This window comes from Nocardioides anomalus (genome assembly GCF_011046535.1).
Classification (GTDB): Bacteria; Actinomycetota; Actinomycetes; order Propionibacteriales; family Nocardioidaceae; genus Nocardioides; species Nocardioides anomalus.
In genome coordinates this window covers 1,061,848-1,087,208 of record NZ_CP049257.1, presented here as the reverse complement: position 1 = coordinate 1,087,208, position 25,361 = coordinate 1,061,848, and the positions used below count along the sequence as shown (strand labels likewise).

Genomic DNA, 25,361 nt, shown 5'->3' with positions numbered 1-25,361 from the left:
GACCAGGCCGCCTGTGGGCTGACCCGGCCACCGCCGGACCGCAGCCCCCTCACCGAACGCTAGACCCGCGGCGTGGGGCACGCACACGCAACGCAACCACGCTGGAAGCAGCCGCGTGCAACACGGCGTCGGTTGCGTTCGGTGAGGGGGGCCGCGGTCAGGCGGTGGCCGGGTCAGCCCACAGGCGGCCGGACCCGACAGCCCGCACCACGAGAAGAAGCACCCAGAAACCGCTAAGCGTTCTCCGCCTTGGTCTCGCGCCTGAGGATCTCCCCCATCATGTCGTTCGCGGTCAGCCGGCCGTTGACGACGTCGTCGACGTACTGCGCGACCGGGGCGTCCACGCCCGTCCGCTCGGCGAGCTCGCGCAACGACGCGCACGACTTCGCACCCTCCGCCACCTGCCGCGTGGACGCCACGATCTCGTCGGTGGTGAGCCCCTGACCGAGCTTCTCGCCGAAGGTCCGGTTCCGCGACAGCGGTGAGGAGCACGTGGCCACCAGGTCGCCCAGCCCGGCCAGCCCCATGAGCGTGAGCGGGTTGGCGCCGAGCTTGGTCGCCAGCCGGGCGGTCTCGGCCAGTCCGCGGGTGATGACGGAGGCGGTGGTGTTGTCGCCGAAGCCGAGGCCGACGGCCATGCCGACGGCGAGGCCGACGACGTTCTTGTAGGCGCCGCCGAGCTCGCAGCCGAGGACGTCGACAGAGGTGTAAGGGCGGAACGCCGGTGAGTGCACGCGGTCCTGCAGCATCTTGGCGACGTCCTCGTCGGCGCAGGCGACGACGGAGGCGGCGGGCTCGCGGCGGGCGATCTCCTTGGCCAGGTTGGGGCCGCTGATGACGGCGACGCGGTCGGGTCCGGCGCCGGTCTCCTGCGCGATGACCTCGCTCATCCGGTTGAGGGTGCCGAGCTCGACGCCCTTCATGAGCGAGACGAGGACCGCGTCGTTCGAGAGGTACGGCGCCCAGTCGGTCAGGTTGGCGCGGAAGGTCTGGGAGGGCGTGGCGAACACGACGACGTCGGCGTCGTGCGCCGCCTTCTCCACGTCGTGGGTCGCGGTGATGGCGGGCGGGAGCTCGATGCCCGGGAGGTAGTCGCCGTTCTCGCCGGTCTCGTTGATCGCCGCGGCGACCTCCTCGCGGCGCGCCCACAGCGTGACGTCGTTGCCGCCGTCGGCGAGGACCACGGAGAAGGCGGTGCCCCAGGAGCCGGCCCCGAAGACCGCGACCTTGCTCATGACGCCTTCCCCCTGCGGTCCTTGTGCGGGTTGCCGAACTCGGCCACGCCGGCCGTGCGCGGATCGAAGCGCTCGAGCGGCGCGGGCTCGCCCCGCACGTCGGCGACGAGTGCGGTGATGGCGGCCATGATGCGGTCGGTCGCGGCGTTCACCTCGGTCGGGCCGAGCCCGGACAGGTCGACGGGGTCACCGACCTTCATGGTGATGAGCGAGGGCGGGAACAGGTGCGGCTTCTTGGCGTACGGCGCGAGCACGCGCTGGGCGCCCCACTGCCCGATCGGGATGACGGGTGCGCCGGTGGCCAGGGCGATGCGGGCGGCGCCGGTCTTGCCGACCATGGGCCACAGGTCGGGGTCGCGGGTGAGCGTGCCCTCGGGGTAGACCACGACGCACTGGCCGTCGTTCACCGCCTGGACCGCGGCGTCGTAGGCACCGATCGCGTTGCGCGAGGCGCGGTAGACCGGGATCTGGCCGGCGGCCCGCAGGAAGAAGCCGAGGAACCGGTTGCGGAAGAGCCCGTCCTTGGCCAGGTAGCGCGGGATCCGGCCGTGGTCCCACACGATGTGGGCGACGATCAGCGGGTCGACCTCGGAGATGTGGTTGAGCACCAGCACGAAGCCGCCGCGGGCCGGGATCTTGTCGCCGTCGAGCCAGCGGCGCCGGGTCGTGACGAGCAGCAGCGGCTTGACGATGGGCACGGCGATCCACCACGCCCACCCGCGCCTGCCCTCCTGGAACTGCCGCCTCTTCACGCGCAGAACCCTACTGCGCAGTCACCTGCGGGAGAGGGCTGAGAGGATCGTGGTGATGCAGAGGTACGTCGCGCTGGTGCCGGTCAAGCCGCCCGCGCTCGGCAAGTCGCGGCTGGTGGGGCTGGCCGACGACGAACGCCGTGCGCTCGCCGCCGCGTTCGCGCTCGACACGGTCGCCGCGTGCCTCGCGGCGGAGCACGTCGCGCAGGTGCTCGTGGCCACCGACGACGCCGCGTTCTCGGTGCGGCTCGGCGAGCTCGGCGCGGTGACGATCCCCGACGGCGTCGCGATGGACCTCAACGGCACGCTGACCCAGAGCGCGGCCGAGGCGCGGCGACGCTGGCCCGACCTCGTGCCCGTGGCGCTCACCGCCGACCTGCCCGCGGTCACCGGCCCCGACCTCGACGCGGTCCTCGCCACGCTCGCGCCGGGCGAGCCGGCGTACGTGCCCGACGCCGAGGGGCTCGGGACGACGCTCTACACCGCGGCGTACGGCGACTTCCGGCCGCGCTTCGGTCCGGGCTCGGCTCTGGCGCACGAGGGCACCGGCGCGCGTCCGCTCACCGACGCGCACCCGCGGCTGCGCCGCGACGTCGACGACCTCGACGACCTCGCCGCGGCGCTCGCGCTCGGCGTCGGTCCCCGCACAGCAGAGCGGGCCGCCACCCTCAGGTGACGGCCCGCTCGGCGGAGCCGGGGCTCAGGACTTCTTGGCGGCCTTCTTGGCCGGGGCCTTCTTGGCCGCGGTCTTCGCCGGAGCCTTCTTGGCCGGGGCCTTCTTGGCCGCGGTCTTCGCCGGAGCCTTCTTGGCCGGGGCCTTCTTGGCCGCGGTCTTCGCCGGAGCCTTCTTGGCCGGGGCCTTCTTCGCCGCGGTCTTCGCCGGAGCCTTCTTGGCCGGGGCCTTCTTCGCCGCGGTCTTCGCCGGAGCCTTCTTGGCCGGGGCCTTCTTCGCCGCGGTCTTCGCCGGAGCCTTCTTGGCCGGGGCCTTCTTCGCCGCGGTCTTCGCCGGAGCCTTCTTCGCGGGGGCCTTCTTGGCCGGCGCCTTCTTGGCTGCTGCCTTCTTGGCCGGCGCCTTCTTGGCGGCGGTCTTCTTGGTGGTGGTCTTCTTCGCCGGAGCGGCCGCGGCGGCGACACGCTCGGTGATCGGCGCGACCGCCTCGAGGGTCACCTTGGGGAGCTTCTTCGCGCCGGACACGACGTTCTTGAGCTCCTGTCCGGCCTTGAACTTGGGCACGTGCGTCTCCTTCGCCTTCACGGATTCACCGGTGCGAGGGTTGCGGACCATGCGCGCCTTGCGGAGCTGACGCTCGAAGGAGCCGAAGCCCGTGATGGCCACCTTCTCGCCCTTGGCCACCTCGCGGGTGATGGTGTCGAGGACCGACTCGAGCGCGTGGCGGGCGGCTCGCTTGTTGCCGCCGAACCGCGACGCGAGCGCGTCGATCAGTTGATTCTTGTTCACGAGCTTCCCTTTCGGATGTCTCTTCCGAACCGACATTTCGAGCGGTTCTTGAAGGGCAACCTAGGAGCACAATGCAGCACGAACAACGACCACGCCGTGCGTTCGCCCAAGTTTTTCGCGCGCTCTCAACGTGCGAGGAAGTCGAGCAGGGCTCGGTTGAACTCCTCGGCGTGACTGACGTTGAAGCCGTGCGGTCCGTTCTCGACGACGACGAGCGTGCTGTTCTCGAGCATCTCGGCGGTGCGCTGACCCGACACCTCGAACGGCACGACCGCATCGGCAGAACCGTGGATCACCAAGCAGGGTTGGGAAATCGAGCTCACGTCGCCACGGAAGTCGGTGCGCCCGAACGCCGCGATGCACGCGACGACGGCCTCGTCGCTCGCCTGTGTCGACAGCTCGTAGGACGCGTCGACGCGCTCCTGGCTGACGGCGAGCTCGCCGTTCGCGGAGTAGAAGTTCGTGAGGAAGTCGCGCAGGAACTCTTCGCGGTTCGAGCGCGCACCGTTCTGCATCCCCTCGACGTCGTCGTCGCTCAGACCACCGTCGGGGTTGTCGTCGGTCTTGAGCAGGTACGGCGGCACCGCACCCGCGAACACACCACTGCGCACGCGGTCCCCACCGTGGTTGGCGAGGTAGCGCGCGACCTCACCGCCACCCATGGAGAAGCCGACGAGCGTCGCGTCCTCCACGTCGAGCGACTCGAGCAGACCGGCGAGGTCGGCCGCGAACGTGTCGTAGTCGTAGCCGTCCTCGGGCTTGTCGGAGGCGCCGAACCCGCGCCGGTCGTAGGCGATGACGCGGTAGCCCGCTTCGACCAGCACCTCCTTCTGCGCCGACCACGACGCACCGCTCAACGGCCAGCCGTGGATGAGCACCACCGCGCGGCCGTCCCCTCCGGTGTCCTCGTAGTTGAGCGTGATCCCGTTGGTCTCGAGCGTCGTCATGGGCGGGCGGTACCCGAACGTCGCGACGCCTAGGTCGGCGTCGTGGACGAGCGGACGCAGCAGCGGGTCGACGCATGGTGGCGCGCCCTGTTCGAGGTCGGCGACGAGCTCTGGTCGGCGGTGACCGTGCGGCACCCGCACAGCGCGCTGCTCGGTGACTACGAGGGCTGGTACGTCGCGTGGCGCGACGCCGGCGTGCACGTCTCGGCACCGACGTCGGCCGCGGCCGACGAGATCGCCTCGCTGCGCGACGAGCCGGCGCTCGCGCTCCAGGACGCGGCGTTCTGGGCCGCCTTCGCGCACCAGCGAGGGCTCGACGTCATCGGCCCGGGCGTGCACCGCTACCTCGACGTCGACCCGGGTGTCGGCCACGGCGTGCGCGAGGCGTCACCGCACGAGCTGCGACGGCTGCTCGCGCGCGTGCCCGAGGCGGACGCGTGGGAGTCCGGCCTCGACGATCGGCTCGACGAGCCGGGCGTCGTCGCCTTCGGCGCCGACGGTGCCGACGGCGAGCTCGTGGGCGGCGCCGTGCTGGGCGAGCTCGACGGCGCACCGCGCAACGTCACGCTCCTCGTCGCACCCGACGCGCGTGGTCGCGGCCTCGGCACCGGGCTCGGCCGCGCGGCGGCGTCGTACGCCGTGCGTCACCACGGCTACGCGCGCTGGCGCTCGCGCGACACCAACGTGCCCTCGTCCCGCGCCGCCGAGCGGCTCGGCTTCGAGCCCTACTGCACGCAGCTGGCGATCAGGCGTGGATCGTCTGGGGCTTGAACGCCGGGCGCTCGGACTCGAAGGCCGTGATGTCGTCCTCGTGGCTGAGCGTGATGCCGACGTCGTCGAGGCCGTTGAGCAAGCGCCACCGCGTGTAGTCGTCGATGTCGAAGCTGTCCTCGATCGCGTCGACGCCGTCGCCGGCGCGCACCGTGCGCGACTCGAGGTCGACGGTGATCAGGCCCCCGGGGTTGTCGTCGAGGAAGTCCCACAGGCGCTGGACGACCTTCTCGTCGACGCGGGCGGCGACGAGGCCGGCCTTGCCGGAGTTGCCACGGAAGATGTCGCCGAAGCGGGGCGAGATCACGACGCGGAAGCCGTAGTCCATGAGCGCCCACACGGCGTGCTCGCGCGAGGAGCCGGTGCCGAAGTCGGGCCCGGCGACCAGGACCGTGCCGGCGGCGTACTCGGGGCGGTTGAGCACGAAGTCCGGCTCGTTGCTGCGCCACGCGGCGAAGAGCCCGTCCTCGAAGCCGGTGCGCGTGACGCGCTTGAGGTAGACGGCCGGGATGATCTGGTCGGTGTCGACGTTGCTGCGGCGCAGGGGCACGCCGGCGCCGGTGTGCGAGGTGAACGCGTCCATGTCAGAGCTCCTCGAGGTCGGCCGGGGACGACAGGGTGCCGCGGATCGCGGTCGCGGCGGCGACCGGCACGGACACCAGGTGGGTGCGGCCGCCCTTGCCCTGGCGGCCCTCGAAGTTGCGGTTCGACGTGGACGCGCTGCGCTCGCCGGGCTCGAGGGTGTCGGGGTTCATGCCCAGGCACATCGAGCAGCCCGCGCCGCGCCACTCGGCGCCGGCCTCCTTGAAGACCACGTCGAGACCCTCCTGCTCGGCCTGGAGGCGCACGCGCACCGAGCCGGGCACGACGAGCAGGCGGGTGTGCTCGTCGACCTGACGGCCCTTGACGATCTCGGCGGCCAGGCGCAGGTCCTCGATGCGGCCGTTGGTGCACGAGCCGACGAAGACGGTGTCGACCTTGATGTCGCGCATCGGGGTGCCGGCCTCGAGGCCCATGTACTGCAGCGCCTTCTCGGCCGCCGTGCGGTCCTGGCTGTCCTCGAAGTCGTCGGGGCTCGGCACGCTCGCGCCGAGCGGCACACCCTGGCCGGGGTTGGTGCCCCAGGTGACGAACGGCGTCATCGTGCTCGCGTCGAGGACGATCTCCTCGTCGTAGGTCGCGTCGTCGTCGGTGACCAGCGTCTTCCAGTAGGCGACGGCGGCGTCCCACTCCGCACCCTTCGGCGCCTCGGGCTTGCCCTCGATGTAGGCGAAGGTCTTCTCGTCCGGCGCGATGAGCCCGGCCTTGGCGCCCCACTCGATGCTCATGTTGCAGACCGTCATCCGACCCTCCACCGAGAGCTCCTCGATGGCCGGGCCGCGGTACTCCACGACGTACCCCTGACCGCCGCCGGTGCCGGTGTGCGCGATGAGGGTGAGCACGAGGTCCTTGGCGGTGACGCCGGCGGGCAGGCTGCCGTTGACGGTGACCGCCATGGTCTTGGGCTTGGCCTGCATCAGCGTCTGGGTGGCGAGCACGTGCTCGACCTCGGAGGTGCCGATGCCGAAGGCCAGCGCGCCGAACGCGCCGTGCGTGCTGGTGTGGCTGTCGCCGCACACGATCGTCATGCCGGGCTGGGTCAGCCCGAGCTGCGGGCCGACCACGTGGACGATGCCCTGGTCGAGGTCGCCGAGCGGGTGCAGCCGGACGCCGAACTCCTCGCAGTTGCGGCGCAGCGTCTCGACCTGCGTGCGCGAGACCGGGTCCTGGATCGGCTTGTCCCAGTCGACCGTCGGCACGTTGTGGTCCTCGGTGGCCAGCGTGAGGTCGGGCCGGCGCACGCCGCGACCGGCGAGCCGGAGCCCGTCGAACGCCTGCGGACTCGTCACCTCGTGGATGAGGTGGAGGTCGATGTAGAGCAGGTCCGGCTCACCCGCGACCGACCGGACGACGTGCTCGTCCCAGACCTTCTCCACCAGTGTCTTGCCCATGACCATCCTTCGTGACCGGTTCCACTCGCGTTCCTCAGCATAGGACTTGCGTCCCATGGAATGAGACGGGAGTATTGCCATATGGACAACGGATCGGGCGTCGGGGTGCTCGACAAGGCCGCGCTCGTGCTCACGGCACTCGAGTCCGGACCCGCCACGCTGGCCGGTCTGGTCGCCGGCACCGGGCTCGCCCGGCCCACCGCCCACCGTCTCGCGGTGGCCCTCGAGCACCACCGGCTGGTGGCCCGCGACATGCAGGGCCGCTTCGTCCTCGGACCGCGCCTGGCCGAGCTCTCCGCGGCCGCCGGCGAGGACCGCCTCCTGGCCACCGCCGGCCCCGTCCTGGCCCGGCTGCGCGACATCACCGGCGAGTCCGCCCAGCTCTGGCGCCGCCAGGGCGACGTCCGCGTCTGCGTCGCCGCCGCCGAGCGCCCCTCCGGTCTGCGCGACACCATCCCCGTCGGCTCACAGCTGACCATGCGCGCCGGCTCCGCCGCGCAGGTGCTGCTCGCCTGGGAGGACCCCGAGCGCATGCACCGCGGTCTGCAGAACGCCGCCTTCTCGGCCGCCGCGCTCTCCGGCATCCGCCGCCGCGGCTGGGCCCAGTCCGTCGGCGAGCGCGAGCAGGGCGTCGCCTCGGTCTCCGCCCCCGTCCGCTCCCCCAGCGGCAAGATCATCGCCGCGGTCTCGGTCTCCGGACCGCTCGAGCGGCTCTCCCGCCAGCCCGGCCGCATGCACGCACCCGCGGTCCTCGCCGCCGCCGAGCGGCTCTCGGAGTCGCTGCGCCGCGCGGCCGCCGCGGACTCCGCCTGAACCGCTAGACCCACTCCAGCGCGATCGCCGCGAGCAGCAGGGCGCCCGCGGTCTCGCTGTCGTGGATGGTGCCGTCGCGCACCATCCGCTTGACCTCGGACCAACCCACGGCCTGCACCTCGGTGATGCCCTCCTCGCGCTGCTGCTCGCCGTCGTGTGCGCTGAGCCCCCGCGCGAGGAACACCTCGGCCCGCGCGTCGGCCACACCGTTGAGCGCGTACTGCGCGCCGAGGTGCGTCCACTCGCGCGCGGCGTACCCGGTCTCCTCGAGCAGCTCGCGCTCGGCTGCCGCTCGGAGCTCCTCCCCGTCCGAGCCACCCGCCGGCACCTCGACCGACCTCGTGCCCGTGGTGTAGCGCTCCAGCGTCACCAGCAGCACGCGGTCGTCGTCGGTCACCGCCACCACGAACACCGCCGGCTGCCGGACCTCCACCACGCCGTACACCCCGGCGCTGCCGTCGGGCCGCGTCACCTCGTCCTCGCGCACCCGGATCCACGCGTTGCCGTAGACCTCCCGCGATCCGTGCGTCTGCCAGCCGCTCACGGGTCCAGTTTCACCGGCCGGCCGGTGAAACTGGATCTTGGAGTACGAACCTTGAGCCCAAGAGTCCAGTTTCGTACTCCGAGGTCAACCACCAGGCGAGATCGGCGTGCCGGACCGTCTCCGGTGCCGGCGCCGCGGGTCCGGGGCGTGCTGACGCGCCGGGCGCGCCGGGCGCGCCGGGCGCGGTGCCCGAGACGGTCCGTGGGAGCGCGCCGGGCACGCCGTGCCGGAGGCGCGGCCATCAGAACAGCGCGTCCTGCTCGAGCTCGAGCAGCGTCTGCTTGCGCTCGAGGCCGCCCGCGTAGCCGGTCAGGGTGCCGTTCGCGCCGATGACCCGGTGGCACGGGATGACGATGGGGATCGGGTTGCGGCCGTTGGCCAGGCCGACGGCGCGCGAGGCGGCGTTGGTCTTGCCGATGGCGTGGGCGAGCTGGCCGTACGACGAGGTCTCGCCGTAGGCGATGTCGCGCAGCGCCCGCCACACCACCTGCTGGAAGGCCGAGCCGACCGGCGCGAGCGGGAGGTCGAACTCCTTCAGGTCGCGCGCGAAGTACGCCGCGAGCTGGCGGGCCGCCTCCACCAGCAGCGGCTGGGAGTCGTCGCGGGCGCCGCGTGGGCGGCCGTCGAGCTCGGCGAACGGCGAGAACTCGATCATGGTGAGCGCGCCGTCCTGCTCGACCAGGCGCAGGGCGCCGACGGGGCTGTCGATCACGGTCCAGGACATGTCAGTCCCCTTCCAGGGGCAGTGCGGGCATGAGGGTGTTCCAGAGGTGCATGAGGGCGTAGGAGCGCCACGGCCGCCACTGGTCGGCGCGGGCGATGACCCCAGCGGGGTCGTGCCCGAGGCCGGCGAGCGCGTTGCGCACGCCGATGTCGGTGGGCAGGAAGACGTCGGGGTGGCCGAGCGCGCGCATGGCCACGTAGTCGGCGGTCCACGGGCCGATGCCGGGCAGCGCGAGCATCGACGTGCGGACCTCGTCGCGGTCGGCGCCGCGGTCGAGCGCGACGTCGCCCGAGGCGAGCGCCGCGGCCAGTCCGACGAGCGCGCGGCCCCGCGCCCGCGGCATCGGGAGCGTCTCGGGGTCGGCCGCGGCCAGCGCGGCCGCGGACGGGAACAGGTGGGTCAGCCCCGGTACGGTGGTCTCGACCGGCGTGCCGTACGCCGCGACGATCCGCCCGGTGACGGTGCGCGCACCGGTGACCGAGACCTGCTGGCCGATGACGGTCCGCACCGCGGTCTCGTCGCCGTCGACCTGTCCGGGCACGCGCAGCCCCGGGCACACGCGCACGAGCGGTCCGATGACCGGGTCGCCGAGGAACTGGTCGTCGACGGCGACGGGATCGCAGTCGGCGTCGACGAGGCGGCGGGCCCGCTCGACCGCGGCGGTGGTGTCGCGCAGGTCGTGCAGCGTGAACTCCGCGGACACGAACGCGGTCTCCCCGGACGAGCGCGCGTCGACCAGGCGCAGGAGCACGGTGCCGGGACCGTGCGGCAGGTCGAGGGTGCGGGCGTACCACCCCGGTCCGACCGCCTCCACGCCCGGCACCACGTGGTAGGCCAGGAAGTCCAGCAGCCGCGAGCCGGCGAACGGCGTGCGCACCGCGAGCCGCATGGTGACCGTGCCGGGCGACGAGGTCGTACGGCGCCGGCCGCGCAGGTCGGTGGGCGTCGCGGCGTACACCTCGCGGACGGTGTCGTTGAACTGCCGCACGCTGGCGAAGCCGGCCGCGAAGGCCACGTCCGCGAACCCGAGGTCAGTGGTCTCCACCAGCACCCGGGCGGTCTGGGCGCGACGAGCGCGGGCCAGGGCCAGCGGTCCGGCGCCGAGCTCGGCGGTGAGCAGCCGGCTCAGGTGGCGTGGGGTGTAGCCGACCCGGCGGGCCAGCCCCTCCACGCCCTCGCGGTCCACGACGCCGTCGGCGATCAGCCGCATCGCGCGACCGGCGGCCGTGGCGGCGACGTCCCAGTCCGGGCTGCCGGGGGTGGCGTCGGGCAGGCAGCGCTTGCAGGCGCGGAAGCCGGCCGCCTGGGCCGAGGCCGCGGAGGGGTGGAAGGTGACGTGGGGGAACGCCGGCGTCCGGGCCGGGCACGAGGGCCGGCAGTAGATCCCGGTCGTGCGCACCGCGGTGTAGAAGACGCCGTCGAAGCGCCGGTCCCGCGACTTCACCGCGCGGTAGCAGGACTCGGGGTCGAGCCGCGTGGCGGGAGAGCTGGTCACGGGACCATCCTGACCCACGCCACCGACACTCGCTGGCGGGAATCGGACACCGGGACGGAGTGCCGTCTCCGCAGGCCAGACGGGTACCGGACGGGTGGCGTTGGGGGGACGTGCCACGATTCGTCAGGTGGGAGGGGTGCGCGTGGAGCGCCGACATCGTCGTACCGTCGTGCTGGTCATCGTGCTCACCCAGCTCGTGGTCGCCGTCCTCACCGGAGCCGTCATCTCCGTGGCCTACGGCAAGCTCGACCGCAACTTCCGCAGCGGCGACGAGATCGAGCACCAGACCAAGAAGAAGCACCTCATCGGCGGCGACCCGCTCAACATCCTCGTGATGGGCTCCGACAGCCGCGCCGGCGCCGGCAACGACATCGACGGCCAGACCGACATCGGGCAGCGCTCGGACACCACGATCCTCGTGCACGTCTCGGCCGACCGGAAGACGGTGTACGGCGTCTCGCTCCCCCGCGACGCCATGGTCGCCCGACCCGAGTGCAAGAGCTCCGACGGCGAGGCGCCGGCGGCGGACCCGGTGATCTTCAACGACGCGTTCTCGCTCGGCGGGCCGAAGTGCACCGTGGAGCAGGTCGAGGCCCTCACCGGCATCTACATCGACCACTACGTGACGCTCGACTTCGCCGGCTTCAAGGAGATGGTCGACGCCGTCCACGGCGTCACCGTCTGCATCCCCGAGGACGTCGACGACCAGGCCCACGGCATCGTCTTCAAGGCCGGCACCCAGGAGCTCAGCGGCCAGCAGGCGCTCAACTACGTGCGCGAGCGCTACGTCCTCTCGGCCAACTCCGACATCGGACGGATGAAGCGCCAGCAGGCGTTCATCGCCTCGATGATCAACAAGGTCGTCAGCGCCGGCACCCTCACCCGGCCCAGCCGCGTCTACAACTTCCTCGAGGCGGCGACCGGCTCGATCACCACCGACCCCGGCCTGAGCTCGCTCAGCAAGCTCGTCCACCTCGGGTGGGAGTTCCGCCGCACCGACCTGAGCAACATCAGCTTCATCACGGTGCCGTTCGAGGAGTACCCGCCCGACCCCAACCGGCTCCAGTGGGCGCCCTCCGCCCGGGGTCTGTGGAAGGTCATCCTCAACGACCAGCCGCTGCCCAAGAAGTACCGCGAGCAGGTCATCTCCGCGGCCACGCCCCCGGGCACCCCGAGCGGTACGCCGACCGGCTCGGCCACCGCATCGGGCTCACCGTCCCAGTCGCCGAGCCAGACGCCCGGCGAGTCGGCCAGCCAGTCGCCGTCGGGCACGCCGACCGGCACGCCCGAGGCCGACCAGAACGGCCTCTGCACCTAGGGCGTGGCGCTGCCGCCCTTGCCCGCGTCGGCGTACGACGCGACGACGGAGACGCTCAGCGGGAAGTCGACCGCGGCGCCGCGGAAGACCAGCCGGCCCGCGGTGGCCGCCGCCGCCTCGACGTCGGCGGCGACCGCCTCGGCCAGGTGGGTCGGGGTGTGCACGACGACCTCGTCGTGCAGGAAGAAGACCAGGTGCGGACGCTGCTCCAGCGGGCCGTTGCCGCCGAGGCGCCACAGCCGGCCGCGCAGGTCGGCCAGCCAGCACAGCGCCCACTCGGCGCCGGTGCCCTGGACCACGAAGTTGCGGGTGAAGCGGCCGTAGGCGCGGCGCCGCGAGGCCTCGCGCGCCAGGCTCTCCTCGTCCGGCGGCGCATCGGGCGACTCCTGGTCCCACGCCCCGCTGATCGGCGGGCAGCCCCGGCCGAGCAGGGTGCGCACCCCCTCGCCGCGCTCGCCCGCCCGCGCCGCCTCCTCGACCAGGCCGAACGCCTGCGGGTAGCGCCGGGTCAGCCCCGCCACCAGACGTCCGCTCTGGCCGGTCGTGGCGCCGTACATCGCGCCGAGCAGGCCGAGCTTGGCCTCGTTGCGGCTGGCGACCGCCCCCGCCTCCACCATCCCCTGGTAGAGGTCGCCGCCGCGCGCCGCCGCGGCCAGCGCCCGGTCGCCGCTCATCCCGGCCAGCACCCGCGGCTCGAGCTGGGCGACGTCGGCGACCACCAGCCGCCACCCCTCGTCGGCCACCGCGGCCGTGCGGACCTGCACCGGCACCGACAGCGCCCCGCCGCCGTTCGACGACCACCGGCCGGTGGTCGAGCCCGCCGGTTGGTACGACGGCCGGAAGCGCCCGTCGCGCACCCACTGGTCGATCCACTCCCACCCGTTGGTGGTCCACAGGTGCGCCAGCTGCTTGTGGCGCAGCAGCGGCTCCACCACCGGGTGCTCGAGCCGCCGCAGGGTCGATGCCCGGGTGTCGGTCACCGCCAGGCCCTGGCGCCGCAGGGCGTTCACCAGCTCCGGCTGCGAGTCGGGGTTGAGCCGCGGCGCCTCCAGCAGGCTCCGGACCTCGTCGGCCGCGGCCTCGAGCAGCGCCGGGCGGGCGCCACGCGGCGGGCGCGGACCCAGCCGCTCGACCAGCAGGCGCTCGTGCACGTCCACCCGCCACGGCAGCCCGGCGTACGTCATCTCCGCGGCCACCAGCGCGCCGGCCGACTCCGCCGCCAGCAGCAGCCCCAGCCGCCCGGACTCCGGCGACGCCGCCACCGCCCGCAGCTGCCGCGCGTCCTCCACGTCCGCTCGCAGGTGCTCGGCCCGGTCGTCGACCGAGAACAGCACCGCCTCCGACGGCCCGCCCGGTCGCAACCGGTCCCACACGTCGGCGTCCGGGCCGTCCATTAGGGCCTGGTCGAGCGCCGGCGCCCGCCGCAGCAGGTCGTGGCCGAGGCGCAGGTCCTGGCAGCGCGCCACCCGCACGCCGGCGGCCAGGAGGGGCGGGTACCACCGCGCGGTGTCGTCCCACACCCACCGCGGCTCGTCGTCTCGCGCCTCGCGCTCGGCGACGAGGTCGGGCAGCTCCTCGCGGGCGAGCTCGACCGCGCCGGACCCGTCGGAGACCGCGACGCGCTCTCCCGGCAGCCGGGAGAGCGCGATGCGGGTCACGAACGCACTCTGGCACCCCCGGCCGACAACGCGACGTCCCACCCGGCGCCGTGGCGCGCGAGCCCCATCAGGACGATCGCGGCCCACTCCAGGGCGTGGGTGGCCTCGAGCCCGCCGGCGTCGCGGGGCCGCAGGTCGACACTGCGCAGGAACTCCGCGAACCGCGCCCGACCCTCCTCGTCGCCGCCCGCGAAGAGGACGTCCAGTCCTGGCGTCTCGGCCAGCACGTCACGGAAGACCGTGTTGAACGCCTTGAGGACCTGCGTGTCCTCCGGCACCGCCTCGGCGAGCGCCTGGGTCACCGAGTGCCCCGGCGTCGTGACCACGCCGGTGCCGTCGGCGTCGAAGGGGTTGGTCGTCTCGACCACGACCTTGCCGGCCAGCGCGTCGCCGTACGCGCGCACGACCTCCGCGGCGCCCGCGTGCAGCACGGCCAGGAAGACCAGGTCGCCCCGCGGCGGCTCGGCGTACGTCCCGACCGTGACGTCGCCGCCGATCTGCTCGGCCGCGGCCTCTGCCTTGGCCCGGTCCCGGGCCACGACCTCGACCGTGTGGCCGGCCCGCGCCGCCCGGCCGCCGATCGCGGTGGCCATGTTCCCGGCGCCGATGATGGTGATGGTGCTCATGCCTGCTCCTCTGCTCCGATGGTGGGGGGTCAACATGAGGCACCCCTCCGCTTTCATCAGGCCCAACGGAGGGGTGCCTCAGGTTGTTCCGGAGGGGGGGCCTCGACTTTCCGCGTAGGCTGGAGTGGTGACCGAGAGCGCCGTCGAGAGCACCGGGCGACCCCTGCGTCGTGACGCCCGGGCGCGCCGCGACCAGCTCCTGGCGGCGGCACGGGCCGAGTTCGCCGCCCGGGGCGCGGACGCCTCGCTCGAGCGGATCGCGCGCGAGGCCGGGGTGTCCATCGGGACCCTCTACCGCCACTTCCCCACCCGCCTCGACCTGCTCCTGGCGGCGTTCCGGCCCCGGGTCGAGGAGTTCCTGCTCCTGGCTGACGAGGCCCTGGAGATGGACGACCCGTGGGAGGGCTTCGCGCACTACCTCGAGAGCCTCTTCGCCATGCAGGTCGGCGACCGCGGCTTCAACGACTTCCTCTCGCGCCGCTTCACCGACAGCGCCGAGACCGAGCGCGTCCACGACCTCATGTGCGCCCAGATCGCCGAGGTGCTCGCCCGCGCCCAGGAGGCCGGCCGCGCCCGCCCCGACCTCCGTCAGGCCGACATCGTCAACCTGATCTGGGCCAACGGCCGGATCATCGAGGCCACCGACACGGCGGCCCCGGACGCCTGGCGCCGCCACCTGCACCTCATGCTCGACGCCTACCGCGCCGAGCGCGCCCACCCGCTGCCCGAGCCGCCCATGACCGACGCGCAGCTGTACGCCGCGATGGTGCACCTCAACGAGACGAGGTAGGGCGCTCCACCGGGGCCGGCCGGGCTCAGCCCTGGGACCCGGCCGGCGGCCCGAACGCGAGCACGGCCACGTCGTCGCGCACGGTGTCGCCGTCCTGGTAGGCGAGCACCGCGGCGGGCAGCGCCACGACCAGGTCGGCCGGCACGGGCCCGATCCGTCCCACCGCGTCGACGAGCCGCTCCTCGCCGTACATGGTGCCGTCGCGCAGGGCCTCGGTCACGCCGTCGGTGTAGAGGACGACGACGTCGCCGGGCTCTAGGCCGACCGTGGTGTCGGTGAACGCGGGCCGGTCCAGCACGCCGAGCAGCGGCCCGAAGCGGCCCAGCGGCTGCACGACCCCGTCGGCGCGCAGCAGCAGCGGCTGCGGGTGGCCGGCCAGGCCGAGGGTGACCTCCCAGCGCCCGTCGACCCGGCGCAGGCGCAGCAGCACGGCCGTGCAGAACCGGTCGGTGGGGTCGTGGTGGAGCACCTCGTCTAGCGCGCTCAGCACGGCACTGGGGCGCGGCTCGTTGACGCTGAGCGCACGGATGGTGTGGCGCACCAGCGAGGTGACCACCGCGGCCTCGTACCCCTTGCCGCACACGTCGCCGAGCGTGATCACCCAGTCGTCGTCGCGGACCTTGAACACGTCGTAGAAGTCGCCGCCCACCTCGGAGCCCTGGCCCGCGGGCAGGTACGTCGCGGCGAGATCCAGCCCCGGGACCTGCGGCGGGGTCGGGGGGATGAGGGTCTGCTGGAGCGCGCGCGCCAACGCCTGCGCCTCCCGCTCGGACTCCTCGGCGCGCCGCTTGGCCTCGACCAGCTCGCGCTCGTAGCTGCGCCGCTCGGTGGCGTCGAAGAGCGCGATCCGGATCGCGCGCGGCCGCCCGTCCTCGCCCCGGGCGAGGGAGGCGTTGGCCAGCACCGGCAGGCGCCCGCCGTCGGCGGTGAGGAGGTCCAGCGCCACCTCCTGCACCAGGTCCGACATGAGCAGCGCGGGGCCCAGGTGGGTGCCGTAGTAGATGCGGCTGCCCACCGCGAGCAGGTCGGCGAAGAAGACCTCGCCGACCAGGTCGGCGGCGTCGCGCCCGACCCAGCGGCGGAAGGTGGCGTTGGACTTCACCACGACCCCGTCGGGGGTGGTGGTGACGAAGCCGCACGGCGCGGACTCGTAGAGCGCGACCGGGTCGTCGTGGACCAGCGCGTCGAGGAACGCCGCCCGGGCCCGGTCCGACGGCGCCGGGCCCGCGGTCGCGGTCACGTCGTCGCCGGGACGGGCGTGGACACGCCGAGGAACTCGCGGATCGCCGCCACGGTCTCCTCGGGGGCGCTGAGGTGCGGGCAGTGCCCGGTCGCGTCCAGCACCACCAGCCGGCCGTCGGGGACCTGCGCGGCGACGTACTCCCCGACGTGCACCGGAGCGATGACGTCCTGCTGGCTCTGGAGCACCAGCGTCGGCACGCTGACGTGCGGGAGCTCGGTGCGACAGTCGCTGAGGAAGGTGACCCGGGCGAACTGGCGGGCCACGTCGGGCGCCATCCGGCAGAAGCTCTCCGTCAGCTCCGCGCCCAGCTCCGGGCGCTCGGGGTTGCCCACGATGGCGGGCGCCATCGTGGCGGACCACCCGAGGTAGTTGCTCTCGAGCGAGGAGAGGAGGTCGTCGATGTCGGAGCGGGAGAACCCACCGCGGTAGTCACCGTCGTCGATGAAGCAAGGCGAGGGCCCGATCATCACCAGCCCGGCGAACCGGTCCGGTTCGCGCACGGTGGCGACCATCCCGCTCATCGCCGAGACCGAGTGGCCGACCAGAACGACGTCACGCAGGTCGAGGGCGTGCACCACGGCGAGCAGGTCCTCGGCGTAGGCGTCCAGCGAGACGTAGCGGTCCGGGTCCCAGGCAGCGGGGTCCGAGCCGCCCGCCCCGACCAGGTCCAGCAGCACGACCCGGTGGTCACGCTCGAAGGCCGGCGCCACCAGTCGCCACATGTGCTGGTCGCAGCCGAACCCGTGCACGAAGAGCAGTGGTGGGCCGTCGACCGCGCCGGAGATCCGGACGTTGAGCTGGTCGGGCCGGGCCACGGCGCTCACCCTACCGAGTCGTGGACGGGCGCCCTGGGCGCATCATACGAAGGAGGCCCAGCCGGTCGTGTCTGACCGCCTGAGCCTCCTCAGTGGTACCCCGTACGGGATTCGAACCCGTGCTTCCGGCGTGAGAGGCCAGCGTCCTGGGCCGCTAGACGAACGGGGCGTGCACTGTTGCTCCTGCTCGGTGCAACCGGCTGAACTCTACGGGAGAGCCCGGCCGAGACACCAAATCGCGACGGTGGGCCAGGGCCTGCGCCGCGATCTCGCTGGGATACTAGGACTCGAACCTAGACTAACTGGACCAGAACCAGTCGTGCTGCCAATTACACCATATCCCACTGTCTTACTGGTGTTCGACCCGGATTCCGCTGTCCTGCGACGCGGCCTCCGAGCCGAGGAGAAACCTTACACGCGGGGCTCGGACGGCTCCAATTCGCTCGCACTGCTCGCGGTGGTGCTGGCGATGCCGAGGCGGCGGGCCGCCCAGATCGCGAGGCCGAGGTAGACCAGCGACTGGGTGAGGGTGACCGGGATGTTCCACCAGCTGCCGCCGGTGGGGTTGAGGGCCGAGCTCATGTCGCTGAAGGCCAGGGCCAGCCCGAAGGCCAGGAAGTTGTTGAGCACGTGCATGGCGATGCCGGCCTCGAGGCCGCCGGTGGCGATGACGAGGATGCCGGCGACGACACCGAAGGCGAAGCGGTCGAAGAAGATCGGGGCGTCCTGGGCGCCGTGGGCCAGCGCGAAGAGCAGCGCGGGCGCCAGCACGGCGGCGGCACGGGCGGCGCGGGGGCCGAGGGGCTCGAAGATCCCGCCGAACGCCTGGGTGAGGTAGCCGCGGAAGGCGTACTCCTCCCCCGCGGCCTGGAGGGGGGTGAGCAGGACGATGACGATGAGGAAGTCGCGGACCTGGCTCGTCCAGGGGTTCAGCGAGCTGCCGAGCTCCTCGCCGTCGCCGCCGGAGGGCAGCACGGCGGAGACCACGAGTGTGGCGAGCAGGGCCACGAAGGCCAGGCCCAGGCAGACCAGCAGCCACTTCCACCGCATCCGGCCGGCGACCGAGGCGACCCAGCCGGGACGCAGCCGGTGCAGCAGGAAGGCGATGAGGAGGACGGCGGGGATGGCGCCGGCCAGCGACAGGTTGAGGTAGGCCAGTCCGGCCGGGGTGACGTGGTCGGTGTCGATGACCCGGTTGAAGTCGTCGGAGAACGTGTCGGTCGTCGACCCGGTGGCGAACAGGACCAGCGCGAGCCCGATGCCCAGGGCGATCTGGATGACCAGCAGCACGGACAGGGCGACGCACAGCACGCCGACCAGGGGCCGCCACCAGCCGCTGTCGCCCCAGCGGCCGACGTGGCGCTGGACGAGGTGGTACTCGACCCGCTGGGTCATCGCCCGGCGGCGAGCCGGGCCAGCGACCGCTCGCGGCCCAGGAGCTCGAGGGACTCGAAGAGCGGCGGCGAGACCTTGCGGCCGGTCACCGCGATGCGGACCGGGCCGAAGGCCAGCCGCGGCTTGAGGCCGAGCCCGTCGATCAGCGCGTGGCGCAGGGCGGCCTCGATGTCGGCGGTGGACCAGGTCTCCAGGCCGGCCAGGGCGTCGTGCGCCGCGCGTACGACGTCGCGACCCGCCTCGTCGACCTCGTCGACGCGCTCGACGTCCTCGGCGAAGAGGAAGCCCAGCATCGGGGCGGCCTCGGTCAGCTTGTTCATCCGCTCGGCCACCAGCGGCATGGCCTGCTCGAGGAGCTGGCTGTCGGCGTCCGACATCGGGTCGCCGACGACACCGGCCTCGCGGAGGTAGGGCAGCACGCGACGGGTGAGCTCGTCGAGGGACAGCAGCCGCATGTGGTCGGCGTTGATCGCCTCGGCCTTCTTCATGTCGAAGCGGGCCGGGTTGGGGTTCACATCGCGGATGTCGAAGGCCTCGACCATCTCCTCGAGCGTGAACACGTCGCGGTCGGCGGCGATCGACCAGCCGAGCAGGGCCAGGTAGTTGAGCAGCCCCTCGGGCAGGAACCCCTGGTCGCGGTAGAGGAACAGGTGCGACTCGGGGTCGCGCTTGGAGAGCTTCTTGTTGCCCTCCCCCATCACGAACGGCAGGTGGCCGAACTGCGGCACGACCGTGGAGACGCCCAGCGCGACCAGCGCCTGGTGCAGCGGGATCTGGCGCGGGGTGCTGGAGAGCAGGTCCTCGCCGCGCAGCACGTGGGTGATCTCCATGAGCGCATCGTCGACCGGGTTGACCAGCGTGTAGAGCGGGTCGCCGTTGGCCCGGCAGAGCGCGAAGTCCGGCACGAAGCGGGTCTCGAAGGTGATCTCGCCGCGGACCAGGTCGTCCCAGGTGACCGAGCCGTCGGGCATCCGGAAGCGGACCACGGGCTCGCGGCCCTCGGCCCGGAACGCCGCGACCTGCTCCTCGGTCAGGTCGCGGCAGAAGTTGTCGTAGCCCTGCACCTTGGAGCCGGACGCCTTGCGGCGCGCGTCGACCTCCTCGGTCGTGCAGTAGCAGTCGTAGGTGTACGACGACGCCGCCAGCTGGGCGAGCACGTCGCGGTAGACCTCGCCGCGCTCGGACTGGCGGTAGGGCCCGTGCGGGCCGCCGACCCCGGGGCCCTCGTCCCAGTCGAGGCCGAGCCAGCGCATCGCGCCGAGCATCGCGTCGTACGACTCCTCGGTGCTGCGGGCCTTGTCGGTGTCCTCGATGCGGAAGACGAAGGTGCCGCCCTGGTGGCGCGCGAAGGCCCAGTTGTAGAGCGCGGTGCGCGCGAAGCCCACGTGCGGCGAGCCGGTCGGGCTCGGGCAGAAGCGGACGCGGACGGTGCTGTCGCTCATCGGGCGGCCACCGGGTTCGCCAACGAGCCGAGGCCCTCGATGGAGACCTCGACCTCGTCGCCGACCTGCATCGGCCCGACGCCCTCGGGGGTGCCGGTGAGCAGCACGTCGCCCGGCAGCAGCGTCATCACGCTGCTCACGTGGGCGATGAGCGTGGGGATGTCGAAGATCAGGTCGGCGGTGCTGCCGTCCTGGACCACGTCACCGTTGAGGTAGGTCTGCACCCGTCGCCCCTCCGCGAAGTCGTGCGGGTCGAGGTCGTCCTCGATCCACGGCCCGAGCGGGCAGAAGGTGTCGAAGCCCTTGGCCCGCGTCCACTGCCCGTCGCTCTTCTGCAGGTCGCGGGCGGTCACGTCGTTGGCGATGGTGTAGCCGAAGATCACGTCGGTCGCGCGCTCGACCGGCACGTCGCGGCAGATCCGACCGATCACGACCGCGAGCTCGCCCTCGTAGTGCAGGTCCTGGGTCTGGCGCGGGTAGCCGATCGGGTCGCCCGGGCCGATCACCGACGTGTTGGGCTTGAGGAACATCAGCGGCTCGTCGGGCACGTCGTTGCCCATCTCGGCCGCGTGCTTGGCGTAGTTGCGCCCGATCGCCACCACCTTGCTGCGCGGGATCACCGGCGCGAGCAGCCGCACGTCCGAGAGCCGGTGCTCCTCCTCGAGCAGCTTGATGCCGACGTACAGCGGATCGCCGGCCAGGGCGACCACCACCGCGTCCTCGTCGAGCTGGCCGTGCTCGTCGAGGTCACCGGCGACGACGCCGTACTGGGGGTCCTCACCGGCGGTGAATCGGGCGATGCGCACCCGCCGAGCCTATCGAGGGGTGGGGTAGTCCCCGCCGGGCACGTCGAAGAACTCCTCGAGCGTCCGCACCCCGGTGCGCCGCAGCTCCAGCGCGAGCGCCCGGCCGACGTAGCGCAGGTGCCACGGTTCCGGCCGGTAGCCGGTGATCGCCGTGGTGCCGGGCTGGTAGCGCACCACGAAGCCGTACGCCGCGGCGTGGGTCGCGAGCCACCGACCGGCCGGGGTGCGGGCGAAGCACGGATCGAAGTCACAGCCCGGGTCGCCGGGCGTGACCAGGTCGACAGCCAGACCGGTCTGGTGCTCGCTGTGACCCGGCCGCGCGCTCAGCCGGTCGGCGGCCTGCTGCCCCCGCGCGGCGACCGTGGCGGCGTGCACGTGCTCCTGGTAGGCGTAGGAGCGGTAGGCGCTGGCGATCTTGAAGCCGAACCGCGCACCCGCGCCGAGGAGCCGCTCGAGGGGCCGGGCCGCGGGCCGCGCGACCTGGTAGCCGCGCACGATCGCCAGCTCCGGCCGGAAGCCCGCCGGCAGCGGGTGGGTCTTGTTGACCACCACCCACACGCTGGCCGGGTCGGTGGTCGAGTGCGCCGTCGCGTCGACCTGGTGCACCGACGAGGTGAGCACCGCCACCAGCGCGAGGAGCCACCCGACCACACCCGCCTGACGGGTGCGGGCGCCCTGCCGGTTGCTCCCTATCCTGGGCCGGTGCCGGTCCTGGAGCTGAGGAGCCTTCCCGAGGCGGTCTGGCGCGCCCGCGCGGCGGCGCACGAGGACCGCGTCGACGCGCTCGTCGCCGAGCACCTGGCCCGGCGCGGGACGGGTGGGAAGCACCCGGTCCACGACTTCCTGTTCACCTACTACTCCTTTAGGCCGGCCCAGCTGCGCCGCTGGTCGCCGGGGTACGGCGTGGCGCTGGAGGGGGGTCCGGACACGCCGACGACCGAGGACGTCCGCGCCCGGCACGACCTCGTCGCCGGGACGCACGCGCTGCTCGTGGCCACGGCCGGCCGGCCGGCGAACCTCGGGTGCTTCGGGCTGCACGAATGGGCGATGGTCTACCGCGCCTCGGCCGAGGAGGTCCGGCACGCGGCGTACCCCCTGCGCCTGGGCGGCGCCGGAACCGACGCGGTCGTCGACGGCCACCGGGTCGCGTGCTCGCACTTCGACGCCTACCGCTTCTTCACCCCGGCCGCGCGCCCGCTCAACGCCCTCTCCCCCGCTGCGCACGACCGCCCGGCGCACGAGCAGCCGGGCTGCCTGCACGCCGGCATGGACCTCTACAAGCACGCGTTCCGGCTGGCGCCGCTGGTGCCCGCCGAGCTGGTCGCGGACTGCTTCGAGCTCGCCCGCGACATCCGGGTGCTCGACATGCGCGCGGCGCCGTACGACCTGACCGCGCTCGGCTACGAGCCGGTGCGGATCGAGACGGCCGAGGGCAAGCGGGAGTACGCCGAGGCGCAGCGCGGCTTCGCCGAGCGGGGCGCGCCGCTGCGGGCGCGGCTGGTCGAGGAGTGCGCGCGGCTGCTGGCGGCGGCGTGAGCCGCCCGCACGTGCGCGGCGCGTTCCCCTGGCTGCGCTCGGGTCCGCTGTGGCGGATGCGCTCGGACACCGAGCCGGCGCTGGCGGCGTACCTCGACCGGGAGGGCTTCCGACGCTTGGACCTCGACGGCCGGCTCCTCACCTCGCGGGCAGCCGCGCACGCCGAGCTGGGGCGGCTGCTCGCCTTCCCGGACTGGTACGGCGCGGGGTGGGACGCGTTCCACGACTGCTTCTTCGGCTTCGTCAGCGAGCACGCCGACGAGCGGGTGGCCGTGGTGTGGAGCCACCTCGACGCGGCCGCGCCGGCCACCGGCGTCGAGGTCGGCTGGGCGCTGCTCACCGCGGCGTTCGAGCACCGGTGGTCCGAGCAGGGCCGCCCGACGCTGTGGCTCGAGGTGTTCGCGCTCGGCGACGGCCCGGACTTCGACGGGCCCTAGCCGGCGCTCGTCGCGAGACCGAAGCCGATCGACTGCGTGCCCTGACCGGCCAGGCCCAGGTCGAAGGTGACCTGCCCGTCGAGGCCGGCCTTCTCGGCGTGGGGGAAGGCCAGGACGACCGGCGTGCTGGCGCCGGCCTCGACCGTCGCGGGCGCGCGGGTCCTGGTGCCGTTGAGGATCTGGTCCTGCTCGATGTAGACCCCGGGCTCCGGCGAGACCGGCACGTCCCCGGCGGTGACGGTCACCGTGACGAAGAGGGTGCCGCTCTGTGGCGAGCGGTAGGCGAAGTCGGGCTGCACCTCGTAGAGCCCCTCGGCCGCGACCGGCGCCTGGTCGCCCAGGTCGACGAGGGAGTCGTCGAGCGCGACGTCGTTGACCGTGAAGTCCGTCAGCGCGCCGTCCTCGCCCTCCAGGTCGGACCAGGTCACGCACTCGTCGGGCTTGCCGGTCCCGCCGCAGGCCGTGAAGCCGCCGTCGACGGCCTTGACCTCGGAGCCGGCCACCGGCTGCCCGGCCGCATCGGCGGAGGCGGCGTAGTCGCCCAGGTAGCCGAGGTAGGCCTGCGCCGGAGAGCCGTCCCGCGCGACCTCGGCCGCGGCCGCGAGCGCGTCGGTGTCGTAGGACGCCACCGCCCCGAAGTACGCCGTCAGCTCGTTCTGCGTCGGCAGGTCGGGACCCTTCTCGGGCTCCTCGTCGCCGCTGCACCCGCTGAGGGCGAGGACGAGGGCCGTCGCGAGCACGCCGAGAGACCTCACGGCGTCATCATGCCTGTGTGAGAGTCACGGACATGGCAGCGCACGGGCCGGCCGCGTCGTGAGCGCGGCGCACCACGCGGCCCCGCGCCGCTCCCTGGTCGAGAACGACCTCCTGACCCGCGAGGACGGGTGGCCCTGGCGCACCGAGGGGTCGTTCGATGCCTGAGCCGACGTCCGAGCCGGTGGCCGAGGTCCGCGGCGAGGACTGGTACGGCGAGGACCTCGGCGCGGTGCGGTACGCCGGCACCCGGTTCGTCGAGGTCGACCTCACCGAGGCCCGCACGAGCGGCGCGGTCTTCGAGGGCTGCACCTTCGAGCGGTGCCGCCTCAACGCCTCCGTGCACGAGGCCACGGCGTTCGTCGGGTGCACGTTCAGCGGCACGAGCCTCTTCGACGTCACCCTCGACGGCTGCAAGCTGACCGGCTCGACGTTCGAGCGCTGCACGCTCAAGCCGTTGACGGTGCGCGGCGGCCAGTGGCGCGGGGTCGGCCTGCGCGGGGCGGACCTCACCGGCCAGTCGCTGGCCGGCGTCGACCTGCGCGAGGCGGACCTGTCCCTCGCGGTGCTGGTCCGCACCACCTGGACCGGCGCCGACCTCGGCGGCTGCGAGCTGCGCGAGGCCGACCTCAGCGACGCCGACCTGCGCGGAGCCGTGCTGGCCGGCAGCGACCTCGGCGCGGCGACGCTGCGCGGCGCGAAGGTCGACCTGGCCGGCGCCGTGCTGCTGGCCGAGCTGACGGGCGCGGTGGTGGACCCGGCGTGACCACACCGGACGCTCGGGTCCTGCGACCCGACGCGGCCACCTGGCGGGCGTTCGTCAGCCGCCCCGACCGCGCCGTGCTGAGCCTCGCCGGCGGCCTGCTCGTCTCCACCGTCGGCGGCCTGTCCGGGCGGGGGGACGTGGTGGGCCTCGGGGTGCTCCTGCTCGCGGCGGTCCTGGGCGCGCTCGGCCACGTCGCGGTGACGCTGCGGACGAGCAGCATCGACCTGCGCCCCGGGCAGGTGACCTACCGGCGCTGGGGGCGGACCACGACGCTCCCGGTCGGCGACACCGTCGGCGTGCTCGCGCCGTACTCCCAGCCCCTGGTCAGCCGCACCCTCGCCCTCCTGGTGCTGCGCCGCCGCGACGGCGGCCCGCGGATCCGGCTCAACGGCGGCTTCTGGTCGCAGGAGGCGCTCGTCGCCATCGCGGCCCACGCCGGCGCCGAGGTGGGCACGGAGCCGCTCACGGCGCGTGAGCTCGAGGAGCGCGCTCCGGGCACGATGCCGTTCCGCGACCGGCACCCCTGGCTCTTCGGCGTGGCCGGAGCCCTGGTCATCACCGGTCTGGTGACGGTGGGGGTCCTCGCGTGGTTCGAGCACCGGGGGCTGCCTCCCTTCGACGACCCGCCGCCCCGGCGGGTGGCCGTGGCCACCACCGCCGACCAGGACCGGCTGGTCGGGCAGCTCGTCGCCGCGACCGGCGGCCCGTGGTCCGCGCCGCGCGCCCGTCTCCTCGGCTGCGAGGACGACGAGCAGTACGACGGCTGGATGCGCTGGGTGGACGTCAGCCGCGACGGGCCCGGCCCGGGCGCCGTGGCCGACCAGGCCGCCGCTGCGGCCGCGGCCCTGACGGCGGCGGGGCTGGACGTGGGCGACCCGGAGCCCGACCCCGACGGCTCGGCGTACCTCGACGCCGTCGCGCTCGACGTCACCGGAGGGCTGGCGGACGCGGTCGTCGAGGTCTACCTGCAGCCCGACCACGCCTCGCTCGGCGTCCACGGTCGCTGCGAGATGCCGCCGCACGGCTGACGGACGGGTTCCCGGGC

General features: G+C 73.3%; 27 protein-coding genes and 2 tRNA genes. 9 read left to right on the top strand and 20 right to left on the bottom strand.

Going from position 1 to position 25,361, the window contains the following annotated elements:
* Positions 1-233: 233 nt before the first annotated feature.
* Both G5V58_RS05630 and G5V58_RS05625 read right to left on the bottom strand, forming a co-directional pair.
* Positions 234-1,235: an NAD(P)H-dependent glycerol-3-phosphate dehydrogenase gene (locus G5V58_RS05630; RefSeq protein ID WP_165229600.1), complete on the bottom strand. Its 1,002-nt coding sequence runs from the start codon at positions 1,233-1,235 to the stop codon at positions 234-236.
* On the bottom strand, positions 1,232-1,987 hold the full coding sequence (locus tag G5V58_RS05625) for a lysophospholipid acyltransferase family protein (protein WP_165229597.1): 756 nt from the start codon (positions 1,985-1,987) through the stop codon (positions 1,232-1,234). The genes G5V58_RS05630 and G5V58_RS05625 overlap by 4 nt, the downstream gene beginning before the upstream one ends.
* A gap of 55 nt (positions 1,988-2,042) precedes the next feature.
* Between G5V58_RS05625 and cofC the strand changes: the two genes are divergently transcribed.
* Positions 2,043-2,663, top strand: coding sequence for a 2-phospho-L-lactate guanylyltransferase (gene cofC, locus G5V58_RS05620; protein ID WP_165229594.1), 621 nt, complete (start codon positions 2,043-2,045; stop codon positions 2,661-2,663).
* A 24-nt stretch (positions 2,664-2,687) separates the two neighbouring features.
* Here cofC and G5V58_RS05615 read toward each other — a convergent pair whose 3' ends face one another.
* Both G5V58_RS05615 and G5V58_RS05610 read right to left on the bottom strand, forming a co-directional pair.
* Complete coding sequence (locus tag G5V58_RS05615; RefSeq protein WP_165229591.1) at positions 2,688-3,446, bottom strand: HU family DNA-binding protein; 759 nt, start codon at positions 3,444-3,446, stop codon at positions 2,688-2,690.
* A gap of 125 nt (positions 3,447-3,571) precedes the next feature.
* Positions 3,572-4,393 (bottom strand): alpha/beta fold hydrolase, encoded by an 822-nt coding sequence (locus G5V58_RS05610; protein WP_165229588.1) that lies wholly within the window; start codon positions 4,391-4,393, stop codon positions 3,572-3,574.
* A gap of 42 nt (positions 4,394-4,435) precedes the next feature.
* Between G5V58_RS05610 and G5V58_RS05605 the strand changes: the two genes are divergently transcribed.
* Positions 4,436-5,164: a GNAT family N-acetyltransferase gene (locus G5V58_RS05605; RefSeq protein WP_165229585.1), complete on the top strand. Its 729-nt coding sequence runs from the start codon at positions 4,436-4,438 to the stop codon at positions 5,162-5,164.
* Here G5V58_RS05605 and leuD read toward each other — a convergent pair.
* Together leuD and leuC are read right to left on the bottom strand one after the other, a co-directional pair.
* Positions 5,139-5,747 (bottom strand): 3-isopropylmalate dehydratase small subunit, encoded by a 609-nt coding sequence (gene leuD / locus G5V58_RS05600; RefSeq protein WP_165229582.1) that lies wholly within the window; start codon positions 5,745-5,747, stop codon positions 5,139-5,141. The genes G5V58_RS05605 and leuD overlap by 26 nt on opposite strands.
* A gap of 1 nt (position 5,748) precedes the next feature.
* Complete coding sequence (gene leuC, locus G5V58_RS05595) at positions 5,749-7,155, bottom strand: 3-isopropylmalate dehydratase large subunit (RefSeq protein ID WP_165229579.1); 1,407 nt, start codon at positions 7,153-7,155, stop codon at positions 5,749-5,751.
* A gap of 81 nt (positions 7,156-7,236) precedes the next feature.
* On the opposite strand from leuC, the gene G5V58_RS05590 reads away from it, so the two are divergent.
* Entirely contained in the window at positions 7,237-7,968 is a 732-nt protein-coding gene (locus G5V58_RS05590) for an IclR family transcriptional regulator (protein ID WP_165229576.1), read from the top strand.
* Between the two features lie 4 nt (positions 7,969-7,972).
* Here G5V58_RS05590 and G5V58_RS05585 read toward each other — a convergent pair whose 3' ends face one another.
* The 3 genes from G5V58_RS05585 to G5V58_RS05575 form a co-directional block, all read right to left on the bottom strand.
* A complete protein-coding gene (locus G5V58_RS05585) occupies positions 7,973-8,512 on the bottom strand; it encodes an NUDIX domain-containing protein (protein WP_165229573.1) in 540 nt (179 codons plus the stop codon).
* A 241-nt stretch (positions 8,513-8,753) separates the two neighbouring features.
* Positions 8,754-9,236, bottom strand: coding sequence for a methylated-DNA--[protein]-cysteine S-methyltransferase (locus tag G5V58_RS05580; protein ID WP_230487108.1), 483 nt, complete (start codon positions 9,234-9,236; stop codon positions 8,754-8,756).
* Between the two features lies 1 nt (position 9,237).
* The gene (locus tag G5V58_RS05575) at positions 9,238-10,731 is read right to left on the bottom strand and encodes a DNA-3-methyladenine glycosylase 2 family protein (protein ID WP_165229570.1); all 1,494 of its coding nucleotides are present in this window, start codon (positions 10,729-10,731) and stop codon (positions 9,238-9,240) included.
* 127 nt (positions 10,732-10,858) lie between these two features.
* Between G5V58_RS05575 and G5V58_RS05570 the strand changes: the two genes are divergently transcribed.
* Positions 10,859-12,049 (top strand): LCP family protein, encoded by a 1,191-nt coding sequence (locus G5V58_RS05570; protein ID WP_165229567.1) that lies wholly within the window; start codon positions 10,859-10,861, stop codon positions 12,047-12,049.
* Here G5V58_RS05570 and G5V58_RS05565 read toward each other — a convergent pair.
* Together G5V58_RS05565 and G5V58_RS05560 are read right to left on the bottom strand one after the other, a co-directional pair.
* Positions 12,046-13,707, bottom strand: coding sequence for a bifunctional 3'-5' exonuclease/DNA polymerase (locus G5V58_RS05565; RefSeq protein ID WP_165229564.1), 1,662 nt, complete (start codon positions 13,705-13,707; stop codon positions 12,046-12,048). The genes G5V58_RS05570 and G5V58_RS05565 overlap by 4 nt on opposite strands.
* Positions 13,704-14,333 carry an NADPH-dependent F420 reductase gene (locus G5V58_RS05560; RefSeq protein ID WP_165229562.1) on the bottom strand — a complete coding sequence of 210 codons (630 nt, stop codon included), beginning with the start codon at positions 14,331-14,333 and terminating at the stop codon, positions 13,704-13,706. Before G5V58_RS05560 ends, G5V58_RS05565 begins: the two co-directional genes overlap by 4 nt.
* 127 nt (positions 14,334-14,460) lie before the next feature.
* On the opposite strand from G5V58_RS05560, the gene G5V58_RS05555 reads away from it, so the two are divergent.
* Positions 14,461-15,123: a TetR/AcrR family transcriptional regulator gene (locus G5V58_RS05555; RefSeq protein ID WP_165229560.1), complete on the top strand. Its 663-nt coding sequence runs from the start codon at positions 14,461-14,463 to the stop codon at positions 15,121-15,123.
* 25 nt (positions 15,124-15,148) lie between these two features.
* Here G5V58_RS05555 and G5V58_RS05550 read toward each other — a convergent pair whose 3' ends face one another.
* From G5V58_RS05550 to G5V58_RS05515, 8 genes are all read right to left on the bottom strand, one after another.
* Positions 15,149-16,363 carry a PP2C family protein-serine/threonine phosphatase gene (locus G5V58_RS05550; protein ID WP_165229558.1) on the bottom strand — a complete coding sequence of 405 codons (1,215 nt, stop codon included), beginning with the start codon at positions 16,361-16,363 and terminating at the stop codon, positions 15,149-15,151.
* Positions 16,360-17,181 carry an alpha/beta fold hydrolase gene (locus G5V58_RS05545; RefSeq protein WP_230487107.1) on the bottom strand — a complete coding sequence of 274 codons (822 nt, stop codon included), beginning with the start codon at positions 17,179-17,181 and terminating at the stop codon, positions 16,360-16,362. The genes G5V58_RS05550 and G5V58_RS05545 overlap by 4 nt, the downstream gene beginning before the upstream one ends.
* A gap of 93 nt (positions 17,182-17,274) precedes the next feature.
* Positions 17,275-17,350, bottom strand: a tRNA-Glu gene (locus G5V58_RS05540).
* Between the two features lie 103 nt (positions 17,351-17,453).
* Positions 17,454-17,525: transfer RNA gene (locus G5V58_RS05535), tRNA-Gln, on the bottom strand.
* 67 nt (positions 17,526-17,592) lie between these two features.
* Complete coding sequence (locus G5V58_RS05530) at positions 17,593-18,576, bottom strand: CPBP family intramembrane glutamic endopeptidase (RefSeq protein WP_165229555.1); 984 nt, start codon at positions 18,574-18,576, stop codon at positions 17,593-17,595.
* Positions 18,573-20,018 carry a glutamate--tRNA ligase gene (gene gltX, locus G5V58_RS05525; protein ID WP_165229552.1) on the bottom strand — a complete coding sequence of 482 codons (1,446 nt, stop codon included), beginning with the start codon at positions 20,016-20,018 and terminating at the stop codon, positions 18,573-18,575. The genes G5V58_RS05530 and gltX overlap by 4 nt, the downstream gene beginning before the upstream one ends.
* Positions 20,015-20,824: a fumarylacetoacetate hydrolase family protein gene (locus G5V58_RS05520; RefSeq protein ID WP_165229549.1), complete on the bottom strand. Its 810-nt coding sequence runs from the start codon at positions 20,822-20,824 to the stop codon at positions 20,015-20,017. The genes gltX and G5V58_RS05520 overlap by 4 nt, the downstream gene beginning before the upstream one ends.
* Before the next feature lie 9 nt (positions 20,825-20,833).
* Complete coding sequence (locus G5V58_RS05515) at positions 20,834-21,475, bottom strand: M15 family metallopeptidase (RefSeq protein WP_165229546.1); 642 nt, start codon at positions 21,473-21,475, stop codon at positions 20,834-20,836.
* Positions 21,476-21,526: 51 nt separating this feature from the next.
* Here G5V58_RS05515 and G5V58_RS05510 point away from each other — a divergent pair, with 51 nt between their 5' ends.
* Together G5V58_RS05510 and G5V58_RS05505 are read left to right on the top strand one after the other, a co-directional pair.
* The gene (locus G5V58_RS05510; RefSeq protein WP_165229543.1) at positions 21,527-22,360 is read left to right on the top strand and encodes a 3-methyladenine DNA glycosylase; all 834 of its coding nucleotides are present in this window, start codon (positions 21,527-21,529) and stop codon (positions 22,358-22,360) included.
* A complete protein-coding gene (locus G5V58_RS05505; RefSeq protein ID WP_165229540.1) occupies positions 22,357-22,797 on the top strand; it encodes a barstar family protein in 441 nt (146 codons plus the stop codon). Before G5V58_RS05510 ends, G5V58_RS05505 begins: the two co-directional genes overlap by 4 nt.
* On the opposite strand, the gene G5V58_RS05500 is transcribed toward G5V58_RS05505, so the two are convergent.
* On the bottom strand, positions 22,794-23,552 hold the full coding sequence (locus G5V58_RS05500; protein WP_165229537.1) for a hypothetical protein: 759 nt from the start codon (positions 23,550-23,552) through the stop codon (positions 22,794-22,796). The two genes, G5V58_RS05505 and G5V58_RS05500, sit on opposite strands and share 4 nt — an antisense overlap.
* Before the next feature lie 158 nt (positions 23,553-23,710).
* Here G5V58_RS05500 and G5V58_RS05495 point away from each other — a divergent pair, with 158 nt between their 5' ends.
* Complete coding sequence (locus G5V58_RS05495; RefSeq protein WP_165229534.1) at positions 23,711-24,316, top strand: pentapeptide repeat-containing protein; 606 nt, start codon at positions 23,711-23,713, stop codon at positions 24,314-24,316.
* Positions 24,313-25,344, top strand: coding sequence for a hypothetical protein (locus G5V58_RS05490; RefSeq protein ID WP_165229531.1), 1,032 nt, complete (start codon positions 24,313-24,315; stop codon positions 25,342-25,344). The genes G5V58_RS05495 and G5V58_RS05490 overlap by 4 nt, the downstream gene beginning before the upstream one ends.
* Positions 25,345-25,361 lie beyond the last annotated feature (17 nt).